Genomic DNA, 14561 nt, shown 5'->3' with positions numbered 1-14561 from the left:
AGGAAAAGTCCTTGTCCAGAAAGCGGATTTCGGTGCGCCGGAGCCGTCATGCCTGGCGCTTCAGCCAGGCGATGACGTCGGCGGCGTTCCGGTCAGGCGGAAAGACGGGATAGAAGACGTGCTCGACACGGCCGTCGCGGATGACCAGGGTGACGCGTTTCATCAGCGTCATGCCCGCCGTCACGAAGGTCGGCAGCGCCATGGCGGTGCTCAGCGCCAGGTCTTCGTCCGACAGGATGGCGAAGGGCAGATGCAGCCTTGCCGCCGCCTCGCGCTGATAGGCTGGATCCTGGGTCGAGAGGCCATAAAGATTGGCGACGCCGAGGCCCTTCAGCTCGGCGAAATGGTCGCGGAAGGCGCAGGATTGCGGCGTGCAGCCGCGCGCGCCGGGGATCATGTCCCAGCCCTCGGGATTGTCGGTGCCGGGCCTGCCGGTGCGTGGATAGGCATAGACGACCGTCAGGCCTTTCAGGGCCGCGAGGTCGACGCGGGCGCCGTCGGTCGCCGCAAGCGGAACCGGCGGAACCAGGCTGCCCACGAGATGGCGCGCCGCGCCGTCATCCGGCGGCGCGGGAATGGTGGACCAATCGGGGGCTTCGACCGAGCCGGCCATGGACGGTTTCCTTCATGCGGAGCGCCGGTCCTTAGGCAATTATTGGCCTTGGCGACAGCACCAGTATGTGGTGCTCGCCAAGACCACTTTCAGCATCTTCGGCAACGCCGGTCCGCCGGCCTCATGCCGCCCTGGCTTCGTCGCGCCCGGCCAAGAAGCCAATCATCAGCGCCAGCAGAGCAGTTCGCGCATGGCTTTGCGTCATCGGATGGTCGGCGCCGGCGATGATCCGCTTCGCGACGCCCGCGAGCCGGGTCGCCTCGATACCGTCAGGACCCATGTAGAGCGCCAGCTCGTCGAGCCCGGGGTCTCCCTCGCTATAGGCCAGCAGGATGCGCGTGCCGCGGCGCGAGAGTTCGTCGAAACCGGCGGCCACCGGATTTTCGGCGTCGCCGGTGGCCTCATGCCGGCTGAGCCGGCCCGCCAGTTGCTGCAGCGCCTGGACCGCCGGCTTGGCGTAGCGCCGGGCGAGCGCGACGGTGCGCTCCTTCCAGCGGGCCACCTGGCGCGCCGCCTCGCTCAGTTCCTCGTCCTCCTGGCGCTTCTTCAGGTCGATGCTGACCGGCAGCGCCGCCATCCAGGCACCGAGCGGCAGCTTGTAGCGCGGCCCCCAGATGAAACATTGCAGGTTGGTGAGCACGAGCCCGCGGATGCGCCGGTCGGCCAGCGCCGCATGGAAAGCGTGGTGGGCACCGCTGCAATTGCCCGACACGGTCACGTCGCTCAGACCTCGCGCGGCCAAGAGGTCGACCGCTGCAATGATATCGGCCGGTGTCGCCGTATCGTAATAGAAAGGCGTCGGCTCGTCCGTTTCGGCCCGACTGTCGCCCAGGCCCTGGAAGTCCAGGCGCAGCGAGGCAATGCCTTCAGCCGCCAGGGCGCGGGCGAAGGTCACCGTCATGCGCGCCCAGCCGATATGCGGCGTGCCGCCGGAATTGGTCAGGATGATCGTATGGGCCGCTTGCCTGACCGGACGGCAGAGAATACCGGCGAGCCGGTTGTCCGGCCCGAAGGTCACCGCTTCTTCGGTAAAGGCATCGGCTTTCAGCAGGCCCGGCGCCGGCGCAGAGACCGGAGCAAGAGCGGCTGACGCGCCGTCGCCGGCCCAGGCGACGACCTCGTCGATGACGGCGAAGGGCGCCTCCGAGGCGGTCGGGTCGCAGATCATCCTTTCATAGCCGGTGAAGGCGAGCCTCTGCAGGGTGACATCAGGCGCGACGAACCGATCGGCGAGACCTTTTGCCCCTTTGCCTGCCGCGGCCTGGCCTGGCGCGGCGACCAGCAGGCGCCGGCAAGGCGCCGCCGGCCAGCCCAGGCCTTTCAGCGCCTGAACCGTTGCCTCGGTCACATGGAAGCCGGCGACCGTGATGCCGCCTGCGCCATTGGCCGGCTGCGCCGCGATGATCCGCGCCAGCGCCGCCGTTTCACGGGCATAGGCCTTGCCGGAGGCGGGCGGCGCGAGCAGTCCCAGCATGGCGATATCGTCCCGCCCGGCGGCGGCATGGGCGGCCACCAGCGCGCCGAAGCGAAGCCCGATCAGCACGACTTCGGTCACACCGGTCAGGCCCCGCAGCCGGTCGACCGCGCGATTGATATCGGCGGTCCAGCGGGCGAGCCGGTCCGGCGCGGTGTCATCGCCGAGCGAATCCGCCGTGCCGTGCAGGTCGAAGCGCAGGGTCGGCAAGCCGGCCGCAGCGAGCCGGTCGGCCAGGATGCGCAAAGTCCGGCGCGTGCACAGCTCCTCGAAGCCGAGCGCCGGCACCAGAACGACGCCCCGGTCCCGCGCTGCCGGTCCGGCGGCCGGGTGCAGCCAGGCCGCGCAATCGTCCGATGCCACAGGGATCATCATTCGCCTCCAGGCAGGCGATGATGGCAGAGGCCGGTTAGCGCAAAGGAAATTGTCGGGGCGAGTGGCGAATGGCGAATGGGGCATGATGCGAAACGCGCATCGATCAGCCCTTCTCTCCGGAGAGAATTCCGGCGGGGTCATTCAATGCCGTCGCCGCCTCATGTCCCATTCGCCATTCGCTATTGGCCACTGACCATTTACCAAACCCGGGAAATGCCGCCGTTCGGAGCGATCATCCTAAGGCTGGGCTAACCTTTCCGCCGTCTGATGGCGGCAAGGAGACCGTGATGAGCCAGCCCCCCATCGTCAGCAGCGCCATTGACAGTGTCGTGCTGCAACCCGCGCCGATCACGCCGGCCTGGATCGTCGCGGGCGCCCCGGTGGCGCGCGCCACCGAACTGTCGCGTTCCACCGACGGCACGGCGGTCAGCCTGGTCTGGGATTGTACGGCCGGCACGTTCAACTGGCATTTCGGCGTCGACGAGACCGTCCATATCCTGGAGGGCGAGGTCGAGGTCAGCACGGAAGGCCTCGCGCCGCGGATGCTGAAAGCCGGCGACGTCGCGCTGTTCCGCTCCGGCACCACGGCGCGCTGGCACGTACCGCGTTATGTCAGGAAGCTGGCCTTCTGCCGCCACGCCTTGCCGCAACCGCTGGGCTTTGCCCTGCGCGGCTTCAACAAGCTGAAAAGCCTGGTGCGCGGCGCCCCGCCCGGAATGCCGCTCGCGGGTAACGCCGGCTGAGCCCGGCCCCTTCGAGACGACGGCGCCGGCCGCCGCGTTTGCCGGCCAATGCGCTCGTCAACGCGTCCCGGCGCAGCGATGCACCATGTCCTCGTAGAAATAGCGGGCGAAGTCGCGCACTTCGAGCGCCACCCGGCTGCCGCGTCCGACCCGTCGGATCTCGGCACGTGCGACGATCAGCCCGACCTGGTCGACCGACACGATCTCGACGCCGTCACGGAGGTTGGCCACCCTGACCAGCTCCAGGCGCGTCCTGAACAGAGTGCCAATGCAGGCCGCCTCCTCTTCCATCGCGCGGGCCGAATTGACCACGATGGGTGGAGCCATGGCGGTGGAGCAGCCGGCAAGAACGAAGGTGAGCAACAGAACGGGAATGATCGACAGGCGCATGAGGGTTCGACGCGATCCAGGCCAACAGGGTCCAAGGCGACGTGATCCTACCATAGATTCGTGACAGGCCGCCTCCACCCGAGCGCATGAGCCGGCTGCTTCGACGGGTCTTGGCATTTGATCCGCAGCGGTCAAACGAGCCTCATGGAACTTTCCGGCCCCGGCGCGGTTGGATGATCGAAGCGGCTTCCCGCCCTTCGCGCCTGTAGACTCCAAAAGCCCGTTCCGTGCCTGGAACGGGCTCTTTTTTTGCCCGATCCGGCCGCCGCTCAGTCTCCCGAGGAGAATTGGATTTCGGCCAGTGCGGCGCTGGCCGTCCAGGTCACGCCGCCGTCGGCGAAATCGAGGTCGACCACGCCGGACGGCACGCCGAAGCCGAGCCGGATCAGCCGCGAGCCGAAGCCCTTGGCGGAGGGCGGGGCAACTTTGGGCCCGCCCGTCTCACGCCAGCTCATCACCACCCGTCGCCCGGCGCCGGTGTCATCGACCGTCCATTTCAGCGCGACCCGGCCCTGGTCGTTGGACAGGGCGCCATATTTCAGCGCGTTGGTGCCAAGTTCATGCAAGGTCAGCGCCAGGGTCAGCGCCGCCCGCGGCCCCAGAACCAGCTCGGGTCCGTCCAGGCTGAAACGGCTGCCGGTATCGTCGTGCAACCGGACCGCCCGTTCGATCAGCGGCCTGAGGCTGGTGCTCGACCAGTTCGAATGAATCAGCACGTCGTGGGCCGCCGACAGCGCCTGCATGCGGGCGGCAAAAGCGATGCCGGCCTCTTCCACCGAATGGGCACTGCGCAGGGTCTGCGAGCCGATCGCCTGCACCATCGCCATGGTGTTCTTCACCCGGTGGGTCAGTTCCTGCATCAGCAGGCGCTGCTGCTCCTCGGCCTTGCGCCGGTCGGTGACGTCGAAACAGGCGCCGAGCACGCTGGTTGGCCGTCCCTCGGCATCACGCAGCACATCGCCACGGCGGGCCAGCCAGTGCACCTCCTCGCCTTGCATGACGCGATATTCGACATAGTCTCCGGCATTTTCGATGGGCCCGTCACGGCGGGCGAGCAGCAGATGCCGGTCATCGGGATGGACATGGGTCGAAAAGATGTCGCCGGGCAGCGCCGCCTGCGGCTCGATACCCCAAAGCCGGCAAAACTCCTCGGACGGGTAGACGATATTGCTGCCGATATCCCATTCGAAGGTGCCGACCTCGGCGAAATTCTGGGCGACCCGCAGCCGCCGCTCGCTCGCCGCCAGGCGCTCCTCGGCCGCCTTGACGCCGCTGATGTCGCGCGACACGGCGAGCAGTTTCTGCGGCCGGCCGTCTTCGCCGATGATCGGAGTGACCGCCACATCCCACCATTTCCGCGTGCCCTTGGCGGTCGGGCTGAACCCCTGGAAGCGGCTGATGCCACCGGCGGCGGCGATGCGAATGGCCCGCCGGGCGTCGTTGTCGTCGCCGTCACCGGTTCCAGGGCTCCACATGGTCGGCCATGAACAGCCGGCGACATCGGCAAAGTCGTCGATTTCCATGACGCCGAGGCCGCCGGAATTCATCAGTTCCAGCGTGCCGTCCAGGCTCAGCACCTTGATGCAGTCGGTGCTGGAATCGAGAATGCTCTGGAGGAAGGCCGAGGTCTCGGCGAGCTCGATATTGGTCTCGCGCAGCGCCACGTTGCTGCGATGGGCGCTGACCTTCTTCTCCATCCGGTCGCGCAGCTTGAGCGCCAGCACCAGCTGGACCGCCAGATGCTCCATGACGCGCGCGTCCTCGGCATCGAAACGTTTGTCGGCCTCGTGATGGACCACCCAGAGCGCACCGAGCGCCAGGCCGCCGGTGTCGAAGAGCGGCACCACCAGTTCTTCGGTCACCGGTTGCGCGAGCGCCTCGAACGCACTGAAAGTCAGCGACGGCTGACGGACCAGGACGGTGCGTCCGGCGTCGAGGCAGAGGCTGCAGGGGCTGAAATGGCGCGGCATGGTGCCGCCGACATGGCCTTTCAGCGCACCCGATATCGCCTCCCAGACAAATTCCTCCGCGCCCGCCTCGTTCTCGTCGATCAGGCTCAGTCCGGCCGAACCGGCCCGGCACAACCTGACCGCAAGCTCCATGAAACGATTGATCGCCCGGTTCGGATTGCGCGCGATCAGGCTCGAGAGCTCGCGGAAAGCCTCAGCCTCGGCCTGGAGATTGGCCGGCTTGAACGGGCGCCTGCGCAGTTCTTCGGTGATCAACACGTCGGCTGGAACCAGGGTGCGATTCTCCGCAAACATCCGGCCCCGTCCCGATACGAGGCATCCAATTGACAAGGCGCAAACAGACGATCCGGCGCCCCGGCGAGGTCGAACGATGCGCGACTATAGGGCGGTTTCCGTGCCGGGGCATCCGCTTTGTTTCAGCTGCCTTGTGCACCGAACATCCGATAACTGCCGATCTCCGTCAGCGCCACCGCAACCGGCGGCGCCTCGCAGCGGCCGCGGACGTCGGCGGCAAAGGCCTTGAAGGCGGGCAAGTCGGTCAACGGGTTGCCGCCGCCGGCGGCATGACCAGGGCGGCGCCGGCGCCCTGTATGGCGCGGGTGAACCGCCCTCGCTCCGGAGGGGCTGGGTTCGGAAAAGCTTTTCGTCGCGCGGCTGAAGACGTGTTGCGGCTCGAAAAGGATGCGGCTGCAAAAATATTTCCCGCGGCCGTCTCTTTCGACCGGTGCCGAACGTCCTTGGGCAAGAGGCGACGCGCGCCTGCATGAGGTTTGGCCATGGGATTTCAGGGAATTGTCCTCGGTACCGCGGGAGCGCCTGTCGTCCGCGCCGCAAGCACCGAGGCCGATCTCGACCGGGTCTTCGCGGCGCTCCGACCGAAACTGCACCGCTACTGCGCGCGCATGACCGGTTCGGTGATCGACGGCGAGGACGTGGTGCAGGAGACGCTGGTCAAAGCCATGGAGGCGCGGCGGCGGGTCGGGACGATTGCGGTGCCCGAGGCCTGGCTGTTCCGCATCGCGCATAATGCCGCGCTCGATTTCCTGCGCCGGCGGGCCAGGAGCGCGGCACTGCACGTCGCTTTTCCCGACGAAGCCGACGCCGAAGCGCTGGCCGATCCGGCCGACCGGACCGGCGATCGCGCGGTGGTCGCCGCCAGCCTCGCCGCCTTCATGCGGCTGTCGGTCGCCCAGCGCGGCAGTGTCATCCTGGCCGACGTCCTCGGCTATTCGCTGAAGGAAACCGCGGCGGTCCTGGAGACGAGCCCAACCGCCGTAAAGGCGGTGCTGGCGCGCGGCCGGGCGCGGCTGCGCCGGCTCGCCGACGAACCGGAAGACCTGGTTTCGCCGGTACTCTCAGGGGATCAGCGCCGGCTGCTCGCCTTCTACGTCGAGCGCTTCAATGCCCGCGATTTCGATGCGATCCGCGATCGGCTCGCCGACGAGGTCGAACTCGACCTGGTCAATCGCAAGCGGCTGAACGGCCGGTCCGACGTCGCCGGCTATTTTTCCAATTACGCGCGGATCGATGCCTGGCTGGTATCGGCCGGCTTCGTCGACGGGCAGCCTTGTCTGCTGGTCAGCGATCCCGCCGATGCCACCGCCACACCACTTTACCCGGTGCTGCTCGGTTGGGCCGGCGACCGGATCGTCCGCATCCGCGACTTCCGCTACGCCCGCTATGTCATGGACGGCGTCATGCGCGATGTCATGGGCGGCTTGGCGCCGGCCCGGGCGCCAATTCGGCCGCCGTCAGGCGCTTGAGCTCGACCAGCGTCAGCCGGTCACCCCGGAGGGCCGCGACATGCGACACGCCCTGTCGACATTGACGCACCGCAGGATCGAACCGGCCGGTACGACTAGGCATGGCCCCGAGCGACCTGGACACCACGCCGGCGCGACACGTGACCGGCCGGTTCATCGCCCGTTCAAGCCGGATCAGGCTTGCTCGCACTCCGCTCGGAAACAGGAGATCCGCGATGAAACATCTGCTCATCGCCTCGGTGCTGGCGACCCTTGCCCTCGCGACACCAGGTCAAGCCGGCAATACCTCGTCGAACTCGAGTTCGAACTCCTCCAATGGCGTTCACACCCGGGTCGACACCATCATCACCGACAATGGCCGCGGCCGACGCGTCTACGAGCGGCGGGTCTATCGCCAACGTGACGACGGCTATCGCTCCATGCGCCGCTGGCGCAGCGACTGAGCAGGTCGCGGCGGCGTGCCGACACAAAATTTTTAGCCTTCTAAAACAATTACTTGGAACCGCGCGGACAAAAATCTTCGCAGGGCATGTCACACCGGACAATGCCTCCTCGTCTTGGCGTCGGACGCTCCAGAAGCGCCTTCGACAGGAGACGACAGATGAAACCGCGCTTGAACCCCTTTGCCGCCGCCCCCGCCACGATGCAGGCCTTGCTCGACCTTGGCGCCAAGGCCACCGAGAGCGGCCTGGAAAAGAACCTCCTGGAACTGGTCAAGATGCGGGCCTCGCAGATCAATGGCTGCGCCAACTGCATCCACATGCACGGCAAGGAGGCGATGAAGGCCGGCGAGACGGCGGAGCGGCTGCTGCTGCTCGACGCGTTCCGCGAATCGCCGCTCTATACGGCGCGCGAACGGGCGGCGCTGGCCTGGACCGAAGCGCTCACCCGGGTCGCCGAAACCCATGGATCGGACGAAGATTACCAGGCTCTGCAGGCCGAATTTTCGCCGGAAGAGCAGGTCAAGCTCACCTTGATGATCATCACGATCAATGCCTGGAACCGCTTCGCCATCGGTTTCCGCTTCGTGCACCCGGTCGACCAGCCGGTCGGCCAAGCGGCGTAACGACCACGGCGTAACGACCACGGCGTAACGACCAAGGCATGACAACCAAGACATGACGCGCAGGAGCATGACGACAATGGGTGAGGACGGATTGGCCTTTGACCGGATGCGGCCGCGGCTCATTCGCATCGCCTATCGCATGCTCGGCTCGCTCGCCGAGGCCGAGGATGTCGTGCAGGACGCCTATGTCCGCTGGCACAAGACCGACCGTGTGGCGGTGGCCAACGCGGAAGCGTTCTTGACCCGCACCGTCACCCGGCTCTGCCTCGACCAGTTGAAATCGGCCCGGGCCCGGCGCGAGACCTATATCGGTCCGTGGCTGCCCGAGCCGATATTCGAAGCCGAGCCCGAAGCCGGCGATGCCGACGACCTGACGCTGACCCTGATGATGGCGCTCGAACGGCTGTCGCCGCTCGAGCGCGCGGCTTTCCTGCTGCATGACGTGTTCGGCCAGGACTTCGACACGGTGGCCGAGGCCATCGGCCGCGAACCCGCCGCCTGCCGGCAATTGGCGGCGCGCGCCCGCGATCATGTGCGGGCGGCGCGACCACGCTTTCCGGTCTCGCGCGACCGCGGTCTCGAAATTGCCGATGCCTTCATGGCGGCGACGCGCTCGGGCGACGTGACGGCGCTCAGGAGCCTGCTCGCCGCCGATGTCGTGGCCCAGGCCGATGGCGGCGGCAAGCGCCCGGCGGCCCCGGCGCCAATCATCGGCGGCCAGGCCGTGGCGCAGTTCTTCGCAGACCTTTCCAAACGGCCCGGCTATCTGCCGCCGCAGATCCTGGCGCGCGGCCTGATCGATGGCCTGCCCGGCATCGTCTCACTGCAGAACGGCGTGCTGCAAACCACCGCCTTCGCGATCGAGGACGGCCGGATCGTGGCGATCTATGTGACCCGCAATCCGGACAAGCTGCAGCGTATCGGGGCGATGGTGGGGGCGAGTGGCGAATAGCGAGTGGCGAATAGCGAATAGCGAATGGGGATGAAGGGGGAGCGCATCGCTTGCCTCCGGCGGCAAGGGCCATGCGCAAAGCGTCTCACATCATGCCCCATTCGCCATTCGCTATTCGCGTTCTATCCCCTACCGCCAGCGCAGCGCGGCCAAGACGCTGGCGGCATTGCGTTCGCGGGCGAGGTTGGCGACATCCGTTGCGACGATCCGCTTGCCGAGCGGGAAAACCGAGGCCTGGGCGAGCTTCAGATGGGCATAACCGAAGGGAATGCCGATAATCGTGATGAAGCAGGCGATCGCAGCCAGGATATGCACCACCATCAGCGAAAAGCCGATCGGCACGAACCAGATGATATTGCCGATCAGACGCAGCGGCGCCATGGCGCCCTGGCCCTCGCCTGACAGTTCGCGCTTGGAAATGACCTCGCGACCGAAAGGAAAGAAGGTGTAATTGCCCAGCCGGAAACAGGCGAAAGCCCAGGGCAGGCCAACAATGGTGACCGCCGCGATCAGCCCGGCGAGATACCACATCAGGCCGGCAATCAGACCGCCGAGCAGGAACCACAGGACATTACCGGCGAAGCGAAGCGCGTCCATTCAACCCTCGATCCCACTTGCCCGCGCGCCTGCCCGGCGCCGGATGCCCGACCCGGCAAGGCTGGGGTGTAGCGTCCCGCGAGCGGTTCGGCCACCGGCGAAACATCCGGCATCTCGCCCGATCCGGAGCCATGCACAAAATGGGGAGCGAGCGGCGTCGGCGCCACCCGGCCGCATCAGGCGGATCTCGCCGGGCCGGTAGCCGCGCGGCCGGCCCGATTTTCCGTCATCCCGCCCTGGGCCGTGCTATGATCAGGGATCGCTGGCCAGGACAACCTCGGCGCCGGCGACTGCATGACGAGCCATGCTCCCGGCCCTTTCAGCGAAGGGATGACCAGCATGCCGAAAGTGACCCGCGAGCCGCGTCCGATCGGTTCCTATTCACCTCAGGAACTGCGGCTGATGGAAGCGGTCTTCTGCCGCTGCTGCGACCAGCTCCGCGTCGCCCCGAACGATGTCATGGCGCGGGCGACCATTGCCACGGCGATCGTCGAGACCGGCAATGCCGGCTTGCGTTCGGTCCAGCCGCTGCTCTCGGCCGGGCTCGCCGCCGGACGGCGCAAGGCCGCGATGGCGGCCTGATCCGCGGGGCGAACCGCCATATGGCGGCGATCAGGGGACATCGAGGCAGCCACCGCGGGCACCTGCGGCGAAACAGTCAATAGGAGGTCGAGATGCGCAGTCTGGATCTGGCCTATGTTTCGACCCTCATGGTGATCGGCTTCATCATGGCCGTGGCCATCGGCTCGATGCTGCCGGCCATCTTCTGAAGCCGGACGCCGGCCTTCAGGGCTTCTGCTTGTCGGTCAGCTTGCCCCGGCGCTTCGCCTTGTCGTCGGCGCTGGCCGGCACATTGGCCAACATGACGTCGACCTTGGCCGCGGCATGGGTGCGCACCCGTTCTTCCGACACCTTGCGCTGGGCAGGCGATCGCACCGACGGGCCGCCGACGAGATAACCCCGCCCGTTGGCCCATTCCACAAAGGCGGCGATCAATGCCTCAGGCCGGCTGGCGCCGGGCTTTTCCTCGGTGATGAACCGGTCGAGCGCCGCCACGATATCCGGGTGCAATCGGAGGCCGAGGCGCACGGCCTCGGTCGCTGGCGTGGTGCTGGGGTTTTGTGCTGACACGCTGGTGAAGCTAGCACGCGAGGTCGTCAGGAGATAGGGCGCGGCTCGTCGCGACCGCGGGAACGCGTTCGCCCTCGCGCGCCATCCGCACGGGCGCTCCCATAGATTGCATTGTCTCCAGCGGCTTAACGCCACGGAAACCCTGAACCGATAGCTGCAATATTTGGGCTTCCAGGCACCCCTTCCGCCAGCTGCAAATGGCGCATGGGCCTCGGCCCGGGCGCAATGACGCGCCGGACAGACCTTGGAGGGACAGCTCATGTGCGAGTCATGCGGATCTCCCGCTTTCGGCCGGTTCTCCCGGCGCTCCCTTTTGAAGGCCTCCTGCGGCCTCGCGCTTGCCGGCGGCATGGCCGTTACCGGCCTCGCCCCGGCATCGGCGCAAAGCCCGCCACAGAATGCCATCTCGGCCGAGGCTGCGCTCAAGCGCATCATGGAGGGCAATGCCCGCTACGCCGCCAATACTCCGAACGAGCGCGATTTCTCCGCCCGGCGCGCCGCACTGGCCCAGTCGCAGCACCCGATCGCCTCGATCGTCAGTTGCGCCGACTCGCGCATCGCCCCGGAGCTTGCCTTCGACCAGGGCCCGGGCGACCTGTTCGTGGTGCGGGTGGCCGGCAATTTCGTCAATGAGGACGGATTGGCGAGCCTGGAGTTCGGTTCGGAGGTGCTGGGCGCGCCGGTCATCCTGGTGCTCGGCCACAGCGGCTGCGGCGCGGTCAGTGCGACCATCGACGTCGTCCGGAACAACACCACTTTGCCCGGTCACCTGCCGGCGCTGATCAATGCCATCCGCCCGGCGGTGGATGCGGCGAAAACGGACAATCCGGCCGACCTGATGGCGGCCGCAACCATCGCCAATGTCCGGCTGAACGTCGAGAAGCTGAAGGTCGCCGCGCCGATCCTGTCGGCGCGTGTCGCGGGCAAGAGGCTTCAGGTGGTCGGTGGCGTCTACGACTTGTCGACCGGCAAGGTGACACTGATCTGAGAGCCGCGGGCCTGCCGCTGGCGCCGGCGTGACAGGCCTTCGCATTGTACTGGCAAAACCTGAGTCGGGTCAGAGCCTTGCGCCGACCGGCGAAGATCCCGATTCAGCATGGGCGCCCGCGGCCCTCTCCCAAGGGAGCCAGCGGATTCACACATCTAACGATCGGCGGTGAAAGCTGGCGGGCCTTGCGTCCTTCGAGACTCGTGCCGGAACCGCCCATCTGACCTCGCTCCGGCGCCAGCCTCGATCTCACGGCGCTCATCGTGCAAGGCTTCCTCGGTCCGGACCGAGTGGATAACCTATTGGGACCTCACACCTAGCTCCCGAGCGAAAGGGTTTGCACGAAACCTTTCGCATCGTGCCCTGTCGGCCGCGCGCGGCTCGCCAGTCGCCCGGGTCCTCCCGGTCCGTCCCCTCCCCGCATCCGCTGCCTTGACAAGACGGCCGCCCGTCATGTTTCGTTGTTTCGACAACCGCTTTTATGTTTCGAACAACAAAACGTCTCGGGAGAGGATGCATGTACGACCGCAACGACCCGCGCGCCCAGCTGGCCACCGCCACGCCGGCGGCCGCCCTGCCCGCCACCTTCGCCGGCGGCGAATATGGCCGCTTCTATGACGATGCGCCGCAGATCGACGACGCCACTGGTCGGTCCTGGTTCATCCGCGGGCAGAATTTCGTGCTTGCGCTGACCGAAGCAAGCCCCGGCGCCAGCTTGGCGCGCGCCGTCCAGGCCGACGAATATGTCGTGCTGGTGCCGCAGCGCGGTCATGAGGTCGAAATCCGCGCTGGCGAGGAGGTGAAACGGATCACCGGCCCGGCGCTGGTGGTGGTGCCGCCCGGCCCGAGCCAGGTGACCGCGCTCTCGGCCGGCCGCATCGTCCGCCTGGTCACGGCCGAGGCCGAGGACCTGGTGGCGCTCTGCCCCAACCGCGCCTCCTATGCCGAGCACCGCGGCAATATCCCGAAGTTCCAGCCCTGGCCGGCTCCTCCCGAAGGCTATCGCATCCGCGCCTATTCCATTGACGTGCCGCCCAAGCCCGGCCGCTTCGGCCGGATCTTCCGCTGCACCACCTTCATGGTGAACATCCTCGACCCGCAGGTCGGCCCACGCGACATCACCAAGTTGTCGCCCCACCACCACGACGATTTCGAGCAATGCTCGCTGGCGCTGGAAGGCGCCTTCGTCCATCACCTGCGCTGGCCTTGGACCACCGACCTGAATGCCTGGCGCAACGACGACCATGCCCATTTCGCCTCACCCTCGGCGCTCGTCATTCCGCCTCCGGCGATCCACACCTCGCGCGGCCTGGAACCGGGCACCAACCAGCTCGTCGACATCTTCTCGCCGCCACGGACAGACTTCTCACGCCAGGACGGCTGGGTGTTGAATGCCGCTGACTATCCCGACATTCCCAGTGAATGACTTCATTCACGCTGGACGCATGACGGCATGCGTCGGGCTGAATGACGTCATTCGCGCTCCCCGCTGACCGCATGATCCGCCCTTCCGGACGGCTTTCCGAAACGCCTGCAACCGCTTAGGGTCTTTCCATGCCCCGTATTTCAGGAGAATCGAGCGGGAACGGCGTGCAGGCGGTGCTGCTCGCGCTCCAGACGCTCGAATTCATTGCCCAAGCTCAGCGCGCCGTCGGCGTTACCGAACTGACGCGCGCCTTCGGCACGACCAAGAGCCGGATCTACCGGCACCTGCAGACGCTGGTCTCCGCCGGCTATCTGATCCAGGAGACCGAGACCGAGCGTTATCGCGTCAGCGCCCGGCTGATGGCGCTCGGCCAGGCGGTCAGCGAGGGATACGAGCTGGCCGGGGCCGCGCGCACCATGATGCGCACGCTGCGCGACAAGCTCGGCCATCCCGTGGTCCTCAGCCTGCCGGAACCGGACGGCGTGCGCATCCTCTCGCTCATCCCGGGCCGGTCCAATATCGAGATCGGCGTCAAACCCGGTTCGATGCTGGAGTTTCATTCCAGCGCCCAGGGCAAGCTCGCGCTGGCCTATGGCGACGACGTCACCTGCCAGCGGGTGCTGCGCTCGAAGCTCGCACAGTCGACACCGGATACCATGACCGATCCGCAGGCGCTCAAGGCCGAGATCGAACGGACGCTGGCGCGCGGCTGGGCGGTGGCGCCCAACGAAGCGCTGATCGGGCTGAACGCGCTCGCCGCCCCGGTCTTCGACGCGCTCGGCGCCTTTGCCGGCTCGCTCGCCATTGTCGATTCGATCCAGCATATCGGTGCCGAGCCGACGGCGGAGCAGATCGACAGCGTGGTCGAAGCCGCGGCCCGCATCTCCGCCGATCTCGGGTATCGGGAAGGCCGCGGCAAAGCCCTGCCGCAGCGCAAGGGGATGTGAGACGGGCGAATGGCGAGTGGCGAGTGGCGAGTGGGGAGTGGGGAATAGGGCATGATGCGACGAGCGCGCAAACCCTCTCCCGCGTCTTCGTGGGAGAGGGTGCCGGCGTAGCCGGCGGGTGAGGGC

At 67.1% G+C, this 14561-nt stretch carries 16 protein-coding genes; 9 read left to right on the top strand and 7 right to left on the bottom strand.

The features are described from left to right. Positions 1-46 precede the first annotated feature (46 nt). Positions 47-613 (bottom strand): peroxiredoxin, encoded by a 567-nt coding sequence (locus tag E8M01_RS25390; protein WP_136962704.1) that lies wholly within the window; start codon positions 611-613, stop codon positions 47-49. 121 nt (positions 614-734) lie between these two features. Continuing rightward, positions 735-2459: a serine aminopeptidase domain-containing protein gene (locus E8M01_RS25385; protein WP_170182071.1), complete on the bottom strand. Its 1725-nt coding sequence runs from the start codon at positions 2457-2459 to the stop codon at positions 735-737. Positions 2460-2749: 290 nt separating this feature from the next. Here E8M01_RS25385 and E8M01_RS25380 point away from each other — a divergent pair, with 290 nt between their 5' ends. Continuing rightward, positions 2750-3205 carry a cupin domain-containing protein gene (locus E8M01_RS25380; RefSeq protein WP_136962702.1) on the top strand — a complete coding sequence of 152 codons (456 nt, stop codon included), beginning with the start codon at positions 2750-2752 and terminating at the stop codon, positions 3203-3205. 57 nt (positions 3206-3262) lie between these two features. Here E8M01_RS25380 and E8M01_RS25375 read toward each other — a convergent pair whose 3' ends face one another. The 3 genes from E8M01_RS25375 to E8M01_RS35785 all read right to left on the bottom strand — a co-directional run bounded on the left by E8M01_RS25375 (position 3263) and on the right by E8M01_RS35785 (position 6107). After that, positions 3263-3595, bottom strand: coding sequence for a hypothetical protein (locus tag E8M01_RS25375; RefSeq protein WP_136962701.1), 333 nt, complete (start codon positions 3593-3595; stop codon positions 3263-3265). 269 nt (positions 3596-3864) lie between these two features. Then, on the bottom strand, positions 3865-5859 hold the full coding sequence (locus E8M01_RS25370; protein ID WP_136962700.1) for an HWE histidine kinase domain-containing protein: 1995 nt from the start codon (positions 5857-5859) through the stop codon (positions 3865-3867). Positions 5860-5981: 122 nt separating this feature from the next. Further along, complete coding sequence (locus E8M01_RS35785) at positions 5982-6107, bottom strand: hypothetical protein (RefSeq protein ID WP_281287805.1); 126 nt, start codon at positions 6105-6107, stop codon at positions 5982-5984. A 234-nt stretch (positions 6108-6341) separates the two neighbouring features. Here E8M01_RS35785 and E8M01_RS25365 point away from each other — a divergent pair, with 234 nt between their 5' ends. The 4 genes from E8M01_RS25365 (at position 6342) to E8M01_RS25350 (ending at position 9346) form a co-directional block, all read left to right on the top strand. After that, complete coding sequence (locus tag E8M01_RS25365; RefSeq protein ID WP_136962699.1) at positions 6342-7328, top strand: sigma-70 family RNA polymerase sigma factor; 987 nt, start codon at positions 6342-6344, stop codon at positions 7326-7328. A 215-nt stretch (positions 7329-7543) separates the two neighbouring features. After that, entirely contained in the window at positions 7544-7771 is a 228-nt protein-coding gene (locus E8M01_RS25360) for a hypothetical protein (RefSeq protein WP_136962698.1), read from the top strand. Positions 7772-7929: 158 nt separating this feature from the next. Further along, positions 7930-8394, top strand: a complete 465-nt coding sequence (locus E8M01_RS25355) for a carboxymuconolactone decarboxylase family protein (protein WP_136962697.1) — start codon at positions 7930-7932, stop codon at positions 8392-8394. A 67-nt stretch (positions 8395-8461) separates the two neighbouring features. Beyond that, positions 8462-9346 carry a sigma-70 family RNA polymerase sigma factor gene (locus tag E8M01_RS25350; protein ID WP_211596671.1) on the top strand — a complete coding sequence of 295 codons (885 nt, stop codon included), beginning with the start codon at positions 8462-8464 and terminating at the stop codon, positions 9344-9346. 129 nt (positions 9347-9475) lie between these two features. On the opposite strand, the gene E8M01_RS25345 is transcribed toward E8M01_RS25350, so the two are convergent. Further along, a complete protein-coding gene (locus E8M01_RS25345) occupies positions 9476-9943 on the bottom strand; it encodes a YccF domain-containing protein (protein ID WP_136962696.1) in 468 nt (155 codons plus the stop codon). Positions 9944-10282: 339 nt separating this feature from the next. Here E8M01_RS25345 and E8M01_RS25340 point away from each other — a divergent pair, with 339 nt between their 5' ends. Further along, entirely contained in the window at positions 10283-10525 is a 243-nt protein-coding gene (locus tag E8M01_RS25340; RefSeq protein ID WP_136962695.1) for a hypothetical protein, read from the top strand. A 204-nt stretch (positions 10526-10729) separates the two neighbouring features. On the opposite strand, the gene E8M01_RS25335 is transcribed toward E8M01_RS25340, so the two are convergent. Continuing rightward, a complete protein-coding gene (locus E8M01_RS25335) occupies positions 10730-11032 on the bottom strand; it encodes a hypothetical protein (RefSeq protein ID WP_136962694.1) in 303 nt (100 codons plus the stop codon). 301 nt (positions 11033-11333) lie between these two features. Here E8M01_RS25335 and E8M01_RS25330 point away from each other — a divergent pair, with 301 nt between their 5' ends. The 3 genes from E8M01_RS25330 (at position 11334) to E8M01_RS25320 (ending at position 14435) form a co-directional block, all read left to right on the top strand. Beyond that, positions 11334-12062, top strand: coding sequence for a carbonic anhydrase (locus tag E8M01_RS25330; RefSeq protein WP_136962693.1), 729 nt, complete (start codon positions 11334-11336; stop codon positions 12060-12062). 517 nt (positions 12063-12579) lie between these two features. Beyond that, positions 12580-13488, top strand: coding sequence for a cupin domain-containing protein (locus tag E8M01_RS35140; protein ID WP_170182070.1), 909 nt, complete (start codon positions 12580-12582; stop codon positions 13486-13488). A gap of 128 nt (positions 13489-13616) precedes the next feature. Then, complete coding sequence (locus E8M01_RS25320) at positions 13617-14435, top strand: IclR family transcriptional regulator (RefSeq protein WP_136962692.1); 819 nt, start codon at positions 13617-13619, stop codon at positions 14433-14435. The last annotated feature ends 126 nt before the right edge of the window (positions 14436-14561 follow it).

It is taken from the genome of Phreatobacter stygius (genome assembly GCF_005144885.1).
GTDB lineage: Bacteria > Pseudomonadota > Alphaproteobacteria > Rhizobiales > Phreatobacteraceae > Phreatobacter > Phreatobacter stygius.
Note: the sequence above shows the minus strand (reverse complement) of the source record. Positions and strands in the feature narration are given on the sequence as shown.

What these genes read in the sequence shown, in the direction of transcription:
- E8M01_RS25390 (WP_136962704.1), bottom strand. Translation starts at nt 613, where the DNA reads ATGGCCGGCTCGGTCGAAGCCCCCGATTGGTCCACCATTCCCGCGCCG.
- E8M01_RS25385 (WP_170182071.1), bottom strand. Translation starts at nt 2,459, where the DNA reads ATGATCCCTGTGGCATCGGACGATTGCGCGGCCTGGCTGCACCCGGCC.
- E8M01_RS25380 (WP_136962702.1), top strand. Translation starts at nt 2,750, where the DNA reads ATGAGCCAGCCCCCCATCGTCAGCAGCGCCATTGACAGTGTCGTGCTG.
- E8M01_RS25375 (WP_136962701.1), bottom strand. Translation starts at nt 3,595, where the DNA reads ATGCGCCTGTCGATCATTCCCGTTCTGTTGCTCACCTTCGTTCTTGCC.
- E8M01_RS25370 (WP_136962700.1), bottom strand. Translation starts at nt 5,859, where the DNA reads ATGTTTGCGGAGAATCGCACCCTGGTTCCAGCCGACGTGTTGATCACC.
- E8M01_RS25365 (WP_136962699.1), top strand. Translation starts at nt 6,342, where the DNA reads ATGGGATTTCAGGGAATTGTCCTCGGTACCGCGGGAGCGCCTGTCGTC.
- E8M01_RS25360 (WP_136962698.1), top strand. Translation starts at nt 7,544, where the DNA reads ATGAAACATCTGCTCATCGCCTCGGTGCTGGCGACCCTTGCCCTCGCG.
- E8M01_RS25355 (WP_136962697.1), top strand. Translation starts at nt 7,930, where the DNA reads ATGAAACCGCGCTTGAACCCCTTTGCCGCCGCCCCCGCCACGATGCAG.
- E8M01_RS25350 (WP_211596671.1), top strand. Translation starts at nt 8,462, where the DNA reads ATGACGACAATGGGTGAGGACGGATTGGCCTTTGACCGGATGCGGCCG.
- E8M01_RS25345 (WP_136962696.1), bottom strand. Translation starts at nt 9,943, where the DNA reads ATGGACGCGCTTCGCTTCGCCGGTAATGTCCTGTGGTTCCTGCTCGGC.
- E8M01_RS25340 (WP_136962695.1), top strand. Translation starts at nt 10,283, where the DNA reads ATGCCGAAAGTGACCCGCGAGCCGCGTCCGATCGGTTCCTATTCACCT.
- E8M01_RS25330 (WP_136962693.1), top strand. Translation starts at nt 11,334, where the DNA reads ATGTGCGAGTCATGCGGATCTCCCGCTTTCGGCCGGTTCTCCCGGCGC.
- E8M01_RS35140 (WP_170182070.1), top strand. Translation starts at nt 12,580, where the DNA reads ATGTACGACCGCAACGACCCGCGCGCCCAGCTGGCCACCGCCACGCCG.
- E8M01_RS25320 (WP_136962692.1), top strand. Translation starts at nt 13,617, where the DNA reads ATGCCCCGTATTTCAGGAGAATCGAGCGGGAACGGCGTGCAGGCGGTG.